Raw genomic sequence first — 13,541 nt, 5'->3', positions numbered from 1 at the left:
TTATACTTAAAGAAAGAGGAAAAATGTATGAAAATCATTCGACAAATTGAAGTGTTTGCACCAGATTACTTAGGAAAAATGGATGTACTGATTGCCGGTGGGAAGATTTTGGCTGTAGAAGAACAGCTAGAAGGCGGCTACGAAGGAGTGGAAGTAGAAGAACTTTCAGGTGAGGGAAAAGTACTAACCCCGGGTTTCATTGACTGTCATTTCCATATTTTAGGTGGAGGAGGAGAAGGCGGTTATCAAAATCGAACGCCAGAAGTCACATTGAGCCAATTGACTACAGCTGGTGTAACGACAGTTGTCGGTTGTTTGGGAACAGACGGAGAAGGTAGAGATATGACTGCGTTGATCAGCAAAGCGAAAGGTCTGGAAGCAGAAGGAATCTCCACTTATGTATACGAAGGTTCGTACCGATTGCCGGTAAAAACAGTAACAGATTCTATCATCAAAGACTTTTTGACAATTGATAAAATTATCGGAATCGGAGAAATCGCAGTATCCGATCACCGTTCTTCTCAGCCAAGTTTTGAAGAGTTCGCTCGTGCAGTAGCAGATGCTCGTGTAGGAGGCATGTTATCCGGAAAAGCTGGGATCATCAATGTCCACTTAGGCGGAGGAAAAAGAAAGCTAGAGCTATTGACACGAATCGTAGAAGAAACAGAAATTCCGATCACACAATTTTTGCCTACTCATGCAAATCGCACACCAGAATTATTTGAAGCTTGCGTGGCATTTGCCAAACGTGGTGGCACGATTGACTTCACTGCTAGCGAAGATCCTGATTTTTGGGAGAAGACAGATGGTGAAGTTCGCTTCAGCAAAGCACTGAAACGATTGATCGAGGAAGATGTTTCTTTAGATAATTTCACGATGACCTCAGATGGACAAGGAAGCTTGCCTTATTTTGATGAAAACAATCATTTCCTAGGGTTAGGAGTAGGAAGTGCCAAGGCATTGCTAGTAGGGATCAAAGAAGCTGTGCAAAAAGAAAGTATCCCTTTGGAAATCGCCTTACGAGCTATAACTAGTAATCCAGCACGTATATTGAAATTGGATAAAAAAGGAAAAATCGAAATTGGTGCTGATGCAGATCTGTGTATCTTGGATAAAGAAACGCTTGATATTGATACAGTTATCGCTAAAGGAGAAATAATGGTCCAAGAAAAAGAAGTCAAAGTATGGGGGACTTTCGAAAAAAGTTTTTAATCAACAGCTCTAACTATCTTTTTTAGAAAACGAGCGTTCTGTTTGTCTGTATCTGTTGTTGATGTTACCCTGAAGGTAGATCAATAAACAAACTAAGAGGAGGAAGCACAATGGCAGATTTAAAAGGACGTTCTAAAGATATGAAAGATAAAGTAGTCGGTGAAGGAAAAGAAGCATACGGCAAAGCAACAGACGACAAGAGCAAAGAAACAGAAGGGAAAGCACAATCACTAGGTGCTGACATCAAAGAAAAAGCTCGAAATTTAGGCGACGAAGTCAAAGACAAGTTTTCTCGAAAAGACGAAAAAAAATAAAAACCACTTATTACTAATTGAATCAAGCAAATAAAAAATCCGAAGCATATCTGTCTCGCAGATATGCTTCGGATTTTTTATTTGATCATTATCCTGTTTTTTAAACTTCGATTTTTTGAAATTTTTTATTTTTTAGTTCAAAGACTTCATCACAGCTTTTTGCTACTTCAATCTCATGAGTCACGATGATAATACAGCGATTTTGTTCATGGGCGATTTCTTGGAAAAGTTTGACGATATCTTGTGAAGTTGTTTCATCTAGATTTCCAGTAGGCTCATCCGCTACGATTAGTTGATGTTCGCAGCAGATAGCACGAACGATAGCGACTCGCTGCTGCTGACCTCCCGAAAGTTTGGTCACCTGTTTTTTTGCTAATATTTCATCAATTCCTACACGAGCCAGTCGATCTAAAGCAACTTGTCGATAATTCTCTTGCTTGGTCTTAGTGATTTCCATTGCTGCTATGACGTTGTCTAGAGCCGATAAATAAGGAAGCAAGTTGTAAGCTTGGAAAATAATCGAGACATCATTTTTACGATAACTTCTTAACCCGATTTTGTTCAGTGAACGATCTTGATAGTATACCTTTCCTTCTTTTGGTGCATCTAGTCCAGAAATAAGCGAAAGAAAAGTCGTTTTTCCAGAACCACTTGCTCCTAAAATAGCGTACATTTTTCCAGCTTCGAAATTCAGTTCTACATCTTTGTAAAGCGCATCTTGCGGATCTTGATACCAAAATCCCAATTGTTCTGTCCGTAACATCAAATTCCTCCTTTAGTTTAATAGGATTTTTCTTGGATTTAATCTTAATATCCCTATAGAAGCTAAAAAGACAGAAAACAGGCTGATTCCAAATGCTACTCCGGCTAATAGTCCCAATTGTGCAGGTTTGACATTGATTTCCAATTCGCTGACTTGATCAGAAACGGCAAATGGATTATTCGTGTTTCCTTGTTGACCACCGCGTTGACCGCCTTGTTCTTGTCTGTTACCTGGCATTTGTCCACCGCCAGGAGCTTGCTGGTTTTGTGTCGTGGTTTCTGTCTGTTGGTCAAGTAGCTGCTGTCCCACGGCATTCGCGACGACGTTTCCGCTAATCGAAGCAACTCCTAATGCAAGAATCATACAAATAGCCACTTCGGTAAACAATTGGAGAATGATTTTACTTCTGGATTCTCCTAAAGATAGCAAGACGCCTAACTCATGCCGACGCTCCCGAATGGTAATCATAATGATCAGAGTAAGTATGATAATACCGGCTACAGCCACTAGTAAAACAACATTTTTAGAAAAACTTGCCACGTTGTTTAAAGGTTCCAACATTGACTGATACATGGAATCATTTGATTGTAAGCTAAATGTATCTGTGTCGATCAGCTTCTCAGCTTCTTTGAGAAACTCATCCATTTTATCTGGATCAGATAGAGTGTAAACAGCAGAATCTATCGTGTTATCGTCAGATGTCCCATTTAGTTCATTTGCAAAAGTGTAAGAAGTGTAAAGTGTATTCGACGGATTCATGAAGTTGAATTTCATACCCATACTGCCGCTTGTTTCGCTGGATTCATAAATTCCTTTGATCGTCATTTCATAAGTGGTATCTTCATCTTCAGTACTCGTGATTGTGAAAGTATCTCCGACTGCCAGGTCATTTGTTTCTGCTAGAGTAGAATCAATGACTACATTGTTTGTGCCTTTGTCGCTGTCATCTATTCCTTCACCATCCGTGATTTTTGCTGTTCCATCAGAAAAATTACTATTTTGTGCAGTTGCTGACACACCACTGATTTGAAAGTCTGCTTGAGTCATTTGCGGATTCCCGCCCATTCCTCCAGCAGGTTCACCGTCTGCATCAGTAGTTTCTGAACTGTCTTCACTTGAATCAGAACTAGTGATGGCAGTTATTCCATCTTTTGCCATAGCTGAGGCGGAACTTTCAAAGGAATAACTCTTTACATTATCTAATTCAGCTATTTTTTCCGCGTCCGTTAAGGAAACTAGTGTAAGAGAAAAACTGCCTGGATCTGGACGTTCTTCAGTGGTAGAACCGCTTGAAGAAGTTTGTTCCTGTTTTTTAAATGAAGCTTCTCGATTGGCACTTAAAGTCACTGTTGCTCCAACTTCTTTTTGTGCTTGATTCGCTGCTTCTTCTGCAGCGCTTCGAATCGTAAGGCCAGCTAGCACAAAAATAAGAATGGCTGTGAACACGGCAAACAATAACAATGAACGTCCCCATTTTACTTTTGTACTTTTCCATGCACGTTTCATAAAATTCATATTTTGCATCCCTCCTAGTAGATGCATTTGATAATAGATAACCTATCTTAAAGCTAGCTTAAATCTTATGCTGTTTGCACACCATCAACATGAGGTTCTGTATATATCAAAAGTCACTATAGTTATTGCAAAAAATGTGGTAAAATGAAAAAAGTATGTTTCAAACCGACGAAGAAGAAATGAAAGAGGAATAGCAAAAGAAATCCTAGATGCTACAGAGGGATTTTTACGTGCATAGTTGTTCTAACAATTGCTGATACTAGCGATTTAGTTTATTTGTTGTATAATAATGGGGAACAGCTGAATACTTATATAAGTATTTTGGCTATAGCGTTTCGCAAAAGATCCATTTTGTTAAAGAAGTATATCCAAAATAAAATGCCCATCCAACTGTCAGAACGCGGATGTGATGGTAATTTTCCTGCTGATTCTCCATAAGTTGAGAAATAGTAATTTTGCATATGCTTCATTGGAATGGCTCATATATTTAGATAAAGAAGAAAATCGACATCTTTAAACTTGGATGTCATAAGAAGAGGTGAAGTTTGTGAGTACCATTAAAATTATCCCATTAGGCGGCGTTCGTGAAAATGGAAAAAACATGTATGTCGCAGAAGTGGGCGAGGATATTTTTATTTTAGATTGTGGGCTAAAATATCCTGAAAATGAGTTGTTGGGGATCGACGTCGTAATCCCTGATTTTACGTATTTAGAAGAAAACATTGATCGTGTAGCTGGTGTCTTTTTAACACATGGACATGCAGATGCGATCGGGGCGCTTCCTTACTTGTTGTCGAAAATTTCTGTACCAGTATTTGGAACGGAGTTGACGATCGAGTTAGCAAAATTGAATGTCAGTCGTAATGAAGCAGCCAAAGGATTTAAGGATTTCCATGTGGTAGATGAGCATACAGAAATCGACTTTGGTGAAACAGTAGTGAGCTTTTTCCGTACCACTCATACGATACCAGATTCAGTGGGGATCAATCTGAAAACAAAAGAAGGTAGTATCGTTTATACGGGAGATTTTAAATTTGACCAAACGGCTATCCCAATGTATCAAACAGATTATGCACGATTGGCGGAAATCGGCAAAGAAGGAGTCTTAGCCTTACTAAGTGAATCGGCAAATGCAGAAAATCCTCAGCCTGTAGCTTCTGAAGCCCAAATAGCAGATGAAGTATTTGATACGATCAAATATTGGGAAGGGCGTATCATCGTCGCTTGTGTAGCAAGTAATTTGCAACGAGTGCAACAAGTATTGGATGCAGCAGAAAAAGCACAACGAAAAGTTGTCTTGACTGGTCAAGATTTCGAACGAATTATTCGCACAGCGATGCGTTTAGAAAAACTTCAATTACCAAGTGAAGATCTGCTTGTTACGTTGAAAGACATGAAAAACTATGATCCAGAAGAACTGATCATTTTAGAAACTGGCCGAATGGGTGAACCCATCAAGTCTCTGCAAAAAATGGCAAACGGTACACACCGTAATGTCAAGATTGAAGAAGGGGATTTGGTTTATATCACTACTACGCCAAGCATCGCGATGGAAACCATCGTGGCGAAAACGGAAGATATCATTTATCGAGCTGGTGGAACAGTGAAGTTGATCTCTGAGAATATGCGCGTTTCTGGCCATGCCAATCCTAATGACTTGCAATTAATGATCAATTTGATGAAACCAACATATTTTGTGCCAGTTCAAGGAGAGTATCGTGAATTAGCTGCTCATGCAGATTTGGCTCATGCAGTAGGGATGCCATACAAAAATATCTATATTACTGGACGCGGAGACGTGCTGGAATATAAGAACAAGCGTATGAGTGTTGCAGGAACTACAAGTGCAGAAAATGTAATGATTGATGGATTAGGCATAGGTGATATCGGAAACATTGTTTTACGTGATCGAAAAATCTTGTCAGAAGACGGGATTTTCGTAGCGGTTGTCACTATCAGTCGGCGAGAAAAGAAAATCATTTCAAAACCTCAAATTACTTCACGGGGATTCGTTTACGTAAAAGCTAGCCGTGATCTGATGAAAGAAAGCAGCAATATGATTGAAACAATCGTTGAGAAACATTTAGAAAGCAATGATTTTGAGTGGAGCAAATTAAAGCAAGACATCCGAGATCAATTAGGCCGTTACTTATTTGAACAAACAAAACGCCGCCCAGTGATCTTGCCAGTCATTATGGAAGCTACTCAACGTCGAAATAAAAAATAAACAAAAAGAGTAAGATGAACCTCTCTATAGAGTGCTCGTCTTGCTCTTTTTTTGCGAAAAACAAATAATTTTTGAATACAGCATCCCTCGCTTTATAATAAACGATAGAATAAAGGGAGTGAATCAATGATGAGTCAAACAAAAGTCGAACGTTATTTAGAAGAACAAAAGATCAGCTATCAACCACTTGATTTTAGTCATGTGGTAGAAGAATCTTTCACAGAAGAACTACAAAAAAGAGGGATTGATCCAGCTTTGATATGTAAAACTCTCGTAGTGAAAGGAAACAAAACTGGGGTGATCATCGCATTGATTCCTTTGAACGATCACTTAGATTACAAAAAAACGAGACAAGTGACGAAAGATCGTAAAGTTGGTTTTCCTGGAATGGATTTTGTATTAATGCATACAGGATATCCCCACGGAGCAAACACCCCTATTGGAATAAAACTCGCACATCCTGATTATTGTTTTTTAGCAGATAGTTCTTTAAAAGAAAAAGAAGAAGTAATTGTGTCAAGCGGTGAAATCGGGAGAAGCCTTCGGATAAAAGTAGCCGATTTAGAAAAGATCGTCCATCCTATTTACGCTGATTTAATTAGTTAAGGGACGAGAAGAGAAGCTAAGCAGAGCAGAGACCTCAAACTTGAGATTATATCTGCTTGGTACTTGGTGCATCCTGTATTATCTGTTACAATTGCTTTGTACATACTGTACTATCAATCCAATGAAAATATATTTAGCAGCTATATTTTTTCATTGATGTGCAAGTGATGAAATCGTTTTTAATAAAAAAGATACAGAGAAAACGCGAGGTGTAAAATATGAAAATTACGTATCATGGACATTCCTGTTTAACAATTGAAATGGAAAATGGCCAACGCGTGATGATTGACCCGTTTATTACAGGAAATCCATTGACAGACTTAACTGCAGAAGAAGTAAAGACAGATTGGTTGCTGATTACTCATGGTCATAGTGACCACATAGGAGATATGATTCCTATTGCAAAAGAAAATCAAGCCACAATTATCAGTATTGTTGAGATTGCTGATTATGCGAACAGCAGAGGAGTAGATTCATTCGGTATGAATATCGGTGGAAAACATGCGTTTCCATTCGGCGTGGTAAAATTCGTACATGCACAGCATAGTTCAAGCTATGAAGTAGACGGTATCGTTCAGTATATGGGCGAGCCTAGCGGAATTATTATTCAAGCAGAAGGAAAAACGATTTATCATGCAGGGGATACTGCTTATTTCAGTGATCTAGGATTGCTTGCAGAAGAATTCGATATTGATGTCGCTTTCTTGCCGATTGGCGATAACTATACGATGGGGCCAGAAGATGCAGCAAAGGCTGCGCAAACAATTCGTGCCAAGAAAGTAGTTCCAATCCATTACAATACTTTCCCTGTCATTGAACAAGATCCCGAATCTTTTGTAGAGTTACTGGAAGATAGTGAAGGAAAAATAATGAGCGTCTCGGAAACGCTGGAAGTGTAGGCAGAAAATGGCGACAAAACATGATTTGATTTTAGAATATATTGAAAGTTTACCTGTTGGCAATCGAATTTCTGTAAGAAGCATCGCAAAAGAATTGAATGTCAGTGAAGGAACAGCGTACCGTGCAATCAAAGATGCGGAAAATGTCGGACTAGTTTCAACAATTCAACGAGTAGGGACCATCCGTATCGAACGCAAATTAAAAAAACATATTGAACGTTTGACATTTGGCGAGGTCGTCAGGATCATTGAAGGGGACGTTTTAGGCGGGGCGGCAGGATTAGACAAGGTCTTGAATAAATTCGTCATCGGCGCGATGACTAAACATGCCATGGAACGCTATATTACGCCAGGATCACTAATGATCGTCGGCAACCGGGCGGAAGTCCAAAAATTAGCATTGGAAGATGGCGCCGCAGTATTGATCACAGGAGGATTCAATACGACTGCTGAGATTGCAAAGCTAGCTGATGATCTTGAAATGCCGATCTTACGCACCTCTTATGATACATTTACAGTCGCAACCATGATCAACCGAGCGTTAAGCGACCAATTGATCAAAAAAGATATCATGCTTGTCAGTGATATCTATATGCCAGCTGAAAAGACTCATTATTTGCAGCAGACAGATACGATTTCTGATTATCAGCGTTTGTCAGAAGAAACGCACCATTCGCGTTTTCCAGTCGTCAACCGCCATCATCGTTTGATGGGGATTGTTACGGCAAAAGATGTTTTAGGGAAATCGCCAAACCAGATCATCGATCGGGTGATGACGAAAGAACCAATCAGTGTAAAGAAAACAATGAGTATTGCCTCTGTTAGCCATCAAATGATCTGGGATGGGCTAGAAGTCATGCCGGTCGTTTCCGATGACTTGACATTGGAAGGCTTGATTACCCGGCAAGATGTAATGAAAGCGATGCAGCTTGTCCAGCGACAACCGCAGATTGCAGATACGATTTCGGATCAGATATCTGGAAATATCCATACGATTGATACTGACCGTGAAGGAAATCGTTTGGAAAACCCTAAGTTCAAATTCGTAGTAGCACCACAAATGGTCAATGGCGTTGGAACAATTTCTTTTGGCGTACTTAGCGAAATCATTTCTGATGTCGCACAAAAAACAATGGTGATGAACCAAAAACGAAATATCTTGATTGAACAAGTGAACCTACATTATTTGCGGCTGATCCAATTGGAAAGCGAATTAGACATTCGTCCACGTGTATTGGAAATCGGCAGACGTTCCGCTAAACTGGATATCGAAGTGTTTATTGAAAACACCATCGTTTCCAAAGCAATCGTTGTTTGTCAAGTAATGGAACGTTCTTAGAAAGCAGGAGTGAAATGACAGTACAGCAAGAAATAGTAGATACAATAAAAAAATACGATAAAATCATTATCCACAGGCATTTGCGCCCTGATCCTGATGCATTAGGATCACAAGTAGGATTAGCAGAACTATTACGGGAAAGTTTCCCAGAAAAAGAAATACGTCAAGTAGGTGAAACGATTGAAGGGCTTCGCTTTTTAGCAGAAATGCAAGAAGTTGAAGATGTCTTCTACCAAGGAGCGCTAGTCATCGTGACTGATACAGCTAATTCACCCAGAATCAGTGATCAAAGATATCAGTTGGCAGAAAAACTGATCAAAATCGACCATCATCCCAATGATGACCCTTATGGAGATCTTGTGTGGGTAAATACAAAAGCAAGTAGCTGTAGTGAGATGATTGCAGAATTTGCTTTGATGTTTCCTGAATCTTTAAAGATGAACGTTAAGGCTGCACGGTTACTTTATGCAGGAATCGTCGGAGATACAGGGCGCTTTTTGTATCCCTCCACGACGTCCCGTACATTAGAGATTGCTTCGATATTGAGAAATTATCCATTTGATGCAAGTGCTTTGAACAGAGAGATTGAACAAATGCCGATGAAAGTCGCTAAACTTTCTGGTTATCTTTATCAAAATATCCAGGTGGATGAAAATGGTGCAGGAAGAATTATCCTTCCGCAAGAAATTCTTGATAAATATGGAATCGATGATTCAGAGACAGCTTCGATCGTTTCACTTCCTGGAGTGATTGACGAAGTGCTGGCTTGGGGGATTTTTGTTCAGCAGCCTTCAGGGTATTACCGCGTACGCTTACGTTCTAAGGGGCCGATCATCAATGAATTGGCTAAACGCCATCATGGAGGAGGCCATCCATTAGCAAGTGGTGCGAATGCAAAAGATTTAGCAGAAGTAGAGGAAATCTATAAAGAGATCCAAGATATATGCCAATCGTATAAGAGCAGAAAAACAGAATGATACTTCGTTCGAAAACGTGCCTTTTGTAGTAAAAATCACAAATGTATCTTTTCAAGATCTTCTTTTTCCGTTACAATAGTGCTCACTAAAGATTTTAAAGGAGAAAGAAGATGACATTACCAAATTGCCCAGAATGTGGCTCAGAGTACACATATGAAGATCGAGGCTTGTTGATTTGCCCAGAATGCGGGAACGAATGGAACAAAGAAGAACAAGAAACTGTCATAGAAGACGGATTAGTGGTATTAGATGCAAATGGAAACCGTCTGTTAGAGGGCGATAGCGTGACAGTGATTAAAGACTTGAAAGTAAAAGGTGCGTCAGGTGCCATTAAACAAGGAACAAAAGTCAAGAACATCCGTTTAGTAGAAGGCGATCATAATATCGATTGCAAGGTAGAAGGATTTGGACCGATGAAACTGAAATCGGAATTTGTGAAAAAGAATTAAAGAATATTCAAGGTCTTTTCACATTCTTTTCCTACTACTAATGATAAAATAAAGTAAACGAAAAGGAGTGAAACGACAATGTATGGTTATGGAATTTATGGTTTTTTAGATCCGACATTTCTTTTGGTCATTCTTGGATTAGTTATTTCCGGAATTGCGTCAGCGTACGTCAATAGTACTTTCCGAAAATACGATCAAGTGAGAAGCAAAAACAATGTGACTGGTACACAAGCAGCACAATATATATTACAAAGTCAACAGATAAATAATGTCGGTGTTCAACAAATTGCCGGAGATCTCACAGATAACTACAATTCAGGTAATAAGATGTTGAGTTTGTCTCAAGCAACTGCACAGTCTACTTCAGTTGCTGCGATAGGTGTAGCAGCTCATGAATGCGGACATGCGGTGCAAGATGCTTCGGGTTATGTCCCATTGAAGATTCGTGCGGCACTTGTTCCAGCAGCTAACTTTGGTTCGATGATTTCGTTCCCCTTGATTATGGTAGGTGTATTGCTTAGCTGGAACTCTACGTTAATCAATATCGGGATTTTCGCTTTTTCTTTAGCGTTACTTTTCCAATTGGTGACATTACCAGTCGAATTTAACGCGTCTCGGCGAGCAATCCAAATTTTGAGTGAAGGCGGACTACTGACGGAAGAAGAAGTACCGATGGCAAGACACGTATTATTTGCAGCAGCACTGACTTATGTTGCAGCAGCACTTTCGACATTCCTGCAGCTGTTGCGCTTGATCTTATTGTTCGGCGGCAACCGAAGAGATTAAAATAAAGAAGTTGTGAAATCAGTGCTTTGATCTGAGCTAATACCGAGAGTTAGCTGATTGAATACCGTTTATTTGGAATAAGAGGATGTGACAAGAATTTTGTCACATCCTCTTTGTTTTGTTCTCATAACCTTTTTTCATATACAGTTCATGAACCGCTTTTATTAACTCGCCAAATAACACTGTATTGTGCGTTGTATCCAGATAGAAAGTCTCCGTTTCATCTGAAATTTTCTCATGCTGATCTGTAATGATCAAATCAGCATGTTCTGAATATGCGGTAATTTTAACAGCATCTTTGCGAAATAACTCCTGCAAATGGCTTTGAAGATGATAATTTCCTGTAAACTGTTTGGTTATCTGTAAATGGATGAGTAACTGCTCTTTCGTTTCTGTTTGTAGTAAGTGTTGGATCAATTGACTAAGGTATTGACTGATTTGGTTTCTTTCCCCATTTTTTGAAAAAATTGTATCGATTTTTTCTCTTAATTTCTTTTCCTGTATAAAAGAACTAGAATGATTGGACGTGGCTTCTGGAAAGCAAAGTGTAGAAAAACTACTGCTGGATTCACCCAACAGTTCGAAAAAAACAACTGCCAACACAAGAAAATAAAAATAAATTGGTATTTTATTTTCTAAATGGTTGAGAGGAAACTGTTGAGTTAAGTAAGTCATCAATTGACCGACTTGTCGACAAATAAGGTTTTTGCTTGTGGAAAATAAAAAACCAATCTCCTGTTTTTGTCGAAAAGAGATTTGATTTGGAAAAAAACAATAGAAAAAATAATTAAAGTAGGCTCTCTCTGTTTCTGTCTCTTCACAAGGGCGACTCACTGAAAAAGAAGTAAAGTATTCTGAATAATCATGTGTATGCTGCAATAAGTCCATCAATTCAGTGATTTCAGAAGAAGTTTTTGGAAAATATGCCTGTTGTTTGTTTCGTAATATGAATAAAGTTAACAGCAAGTAGATATTTTTTTCTTGTTTTGAAATTTTTTCTATTTGCTCATCTGTACTGTTCATTTTTAGTGCATTTAATTCAAGTGAGGAAAATGGCCAATCGTTACCTCCAAATGTATCTGAAAGAAAAAAGTAAAGATAGAGACGGATAGATAACTCATTTCCTTCAAGAGTACAGCAATTTTTTACAGATAGGATCCGTAAATGGAATTTTTTTAAGGAATGATTGAGCTGTTTTGTCAGTTTTTCGAGATAGGAGGGCGATATATAAAGTTGTTCAAGTAAATATTTTTTTGGTACAGCAGTTTGTGGATAATTGATTAGTAACATCAAATAGTTAAAACGATTGGATTCTTTTAGGTAGCATAATTTTAACTTAGAAAAAACAGCTAACTTTTTAGTTTGATCGGTTTCTTTGGTTTGGATCTCTCCTTTATGATTAGAATAAATAAATTCATCAATCAATAAAAATTGCTTGAGTGATACATTTATTTTTCGGATCAGTTCTTTGATTGTCCGTTTTGGAATATGTAAGTCATTGGATAATTCTTGTAAAGAACAATTATTTTTTTGAATGACCATTTGTAGAACAAGTAACTCTTTTTTTCTTGCTTCAATTAGCATAAATACCTCCTTTTTATTCTGTTTTTGTATATAGTTAGACAAAAACTGTGAGTGGAAAGTCATTTCAGTCTGTGTTATTCTCACAGAGTGTCGCCTTCTTTTTTATATAACGTTATTTAATTTTTTTGTTACCTTGTTTATTCTATTGTTTATTTCCTAGGGTATTTTGTCAAGATATTCTTGTTTTTAAGGCGGAAAAATTGATTTTTAATGGATATAACTAAATATGTTTTGATAATTATCAATAATATTTTTAGAATTATTTATGTTATTTATTTATGGGTAGATGAAAAGAGACGGAGGTAAGAATGATGGGGAGAGTAACAAATTATAGTAAAGAATATTTGCTGTTCAAAAGTATGGTATACGTGGAAGAATATGGAATGAAGTCAATTACTGCAAGAGAGTTAGCAGAGTTCTGCGGTTGTTCTACATACCCGATTTATACACATTTCAAATCAATCAGCGGGTTAAAAGAGAAGATATTAGAAGAAATCACTGTTTATTTTGAAAACTACTTAGCTGAATGCAGTTCCGATGATGTTTTAAGCATTGTCTACTTATTGAAAGATTTTTTTTCTATCCATGAAAGTATTCGTGAAATCATTGCAAAATCTGATTTAGACATGGATTCGCTATTTAAGCGGCCATTTTTCTCATATGTCAAAGGTCACACGAAGATCAAAGAAGAAAAGTCGCTTGAATTGGTATGGCTTAATGCATTGGGAAGTTTGCGCTCAGATGATTCTTCTCAAGATTTTCTTGAAATGATGAACGCTGTTTGGGATAAAAACGAGGTGACGGATGAATACTTGGAAAATATCTTAAAGGAACAGTCACCTTAGGCAGCAACATGAAAAAGTAGATCAG

Annotated in this window: 13 protein-coding genes; 10 read left to right on the top strand and 3 right to left on the bottom strand. The window is 38.2% G+C overall.

Annotation, left to right across the window (positions count from 1 at the left end):
* Positions 1-27 precede the first annotated feature (27 nt).
* Positions 28-1,212, top strand: a complete 1,185-nt coding sequence (iadA, locus tag IGL15_RS11150) for a beta-aspartyl-peptidase (RefSeq protein WP_002287126.1) — start codon at positions 28-30, stop codon at positions 1,210-1,212.
* A 110-nt stretch (positions 1,213-1,322) separates the two neighbouring features.
* Complete coding sequence (locus IGL15_RS11145) at positions 1,323-1,526, top strand: CsbD family protein (RefSeq protein ID WP_002287127.1); 204 nt, start codon at positions 1,323-1,325, stop codon at positions 1,524-1,526.
* A gap of 100 nt (positions 1,527-1,626) precedes the next feature.
* Here the strand turns inward: IGL15_RS11145 and IGL15_RS11140 are convergent, their stop codons facing one another.
* Together IGL15_RS11140 and IGL15_RS11135 are read right to left on the bottom strand one after the other, a co-directional pair.
* Positions 1,627-2,289 carry an ABC transporter ATP-binding protein gene (locus IGL15_RS11140; RefSeq protein WP_002287128.1) on the bottom strand — a complete coding sequence of 221 codons (663 nt, stop codon included), beginning with the start codon at positions 2,287-2,289 and terminating at the stop codon, positions 1,627-1,629.
* A 12-nt stretch (positions 2,290-2,301) separates the two neighbouring features.
* The gene (locus IGL15_RS11135; protein WP_104765448.1) at positions 2,302-3,804 is read right to left on the bottom strand and encodes an ABC transporter permease; all 1,503 of its coding nucleotides are present in this window, start codon (positions 3,802-3,804) and stop codon (positions 2,302-2,304) included.
* 547 nt (positions 3,805-4,351) lie between these two features.
* On the opposite strand from IGL15_RS11135, the gene IGL15_RS11130 reads away from it, so the two are divergent.
* The 7 genes from IGL15_RS11130 to IGL15_RS11100 all read left to right on the top strand — a co-directional run bounded on the left by IGL15_RS11130 (position 4,352) and on the right by IGL15_RS11100 (position 11,087).
* The gene (locus IGL15_RS11130) at positions 4,352-6,031 is read left to right on the top strand and encodes a ribonuclease J (RefSeq protein ID WP_002287130.1); all 1,680 of its coding nucleotides are present in this window, start codon (positions 4,352-4,354) and stop codon (positions 6,029-6,031) included.
* A 126-nt stretch (positions 6,032-6,157) separates the two neighbouring features.
* The gene (locus tag IGL15_RS11125) at positions 6,158-6,637 is read left to right on the top strand and encodes an aminoacyl-tRNA deacylase (RefSeq protein WP_002287132.1); all 480 of its coding nucleotides are present in this window, start codon (positions 6,158-6,160) and stop codon (positions 6,635-6,637) included.
* Between the two features lie 218 nt (positions 6,638-6,855).
* Positions 6,856-7,536, top strand: a complete 681-nt coding sequence (locus tag IGL15_RS11120; RefSeq protein WP_002287133.1) for a metal-dependent hydrolase — start codon at positions 6,856-6,858, stop codon at positions 7,534-7,536.
* A 7-nt stretch (positions 7,537-7,543) separates the two neighbouring features.
* Positions 7,544-8,875, top strand: coding sequence for a DRTGG domain-containing protein (locus IGL15_RS11115; RefSeq protein WP_104765449.1), 1,332 nt, complete (start codon positions 7,544-7,546; stop codon positions 8,873-8,875).
* Between the two features lie 14 nt (positions 8,876-8,889).
* On the top strand, positions 8,890-9,852 hold the full coding sequence (locus IGL15_RS11110; RefSeq protein ID WP_002287135.1) for a DHH family phosphoesterase: 963 nt from the start codon (positions 8,890-8,892) through the stop codon (positions 9,850-9,852).
* A gap of 110 nt (positions 9,853-9,962) precedes the next feature.
* Positions 9,963-10,301 (top strand): zinc ribbon domain-containing protein YjdM, encoded by a 339-nt coding sequence (locus tag IGL15_RS11105; protein WP_002287137.1) that lies wholly within the window; start codon positions 9,963-9,965, stop codon positions 10,299-10,301.
* A gap of 78 nt (positions 10,302-10,379) precedes the next feature.
* Positions 10,380-11,087, top strand: a complete 708-nt coding sequence (locus IGL15_RS11100) for a zinc metallopeptidase (RefSeq protein WP_104765450.1) — start codon at positions 10,380-10,382, stop codon at positions 11,085-11,087.
* 102 nt (positions 11,088-11,189) lie between these two features.
* On the opposite strand, the gene IGL15_RS11095 is transcribed toward IGL15_RS11100, so the two are convergent.
* Positions 11,190-12,671, bottom strand: a complete 1,482-nt coding sequence (locus tag IGL15_RS11095) for a helix-turn-helix domain-containing protein (RefSeq protein ID WP_086300287.1) — start codon at positions 12,669-12,671, stop codon at positions 11,190-11,192.
* Between the two features lie 308 nt (positions 12,672-12,979).
* Between IGL15_RS11095 and IGL15_RS11090 the strand changes: the two genes are divergently transcribed.
* On the top strand, positions 12,980-13,516 hold the full coding sequence (locus IGL15_RS11090) for a TetR/AcrR family transcriptional regulator (protein ID WP_002287143.1): 537 nt from the start codon (positions 12,980-12,982) through the stop codon (positions 13,514-13,516).
* The last annotated feature ends 25 nt before the right edge of the window (positions 13,517-13,541 follow it).

The organism is Enterococcus sp. DIV0436a (assembly GCF_051711605.1).
Lineage (GTDB): Bacteria > Bacillota > Bacilli > Lactobacillales > Enterococcaceae > Enterococcus_B > Enterococcus_B faecium.
The sequence above is the reverse complement of the archived record's forward strand: the minus strand, read 5'-3'. Positions and strand labels throughout refer to the sequence as shown.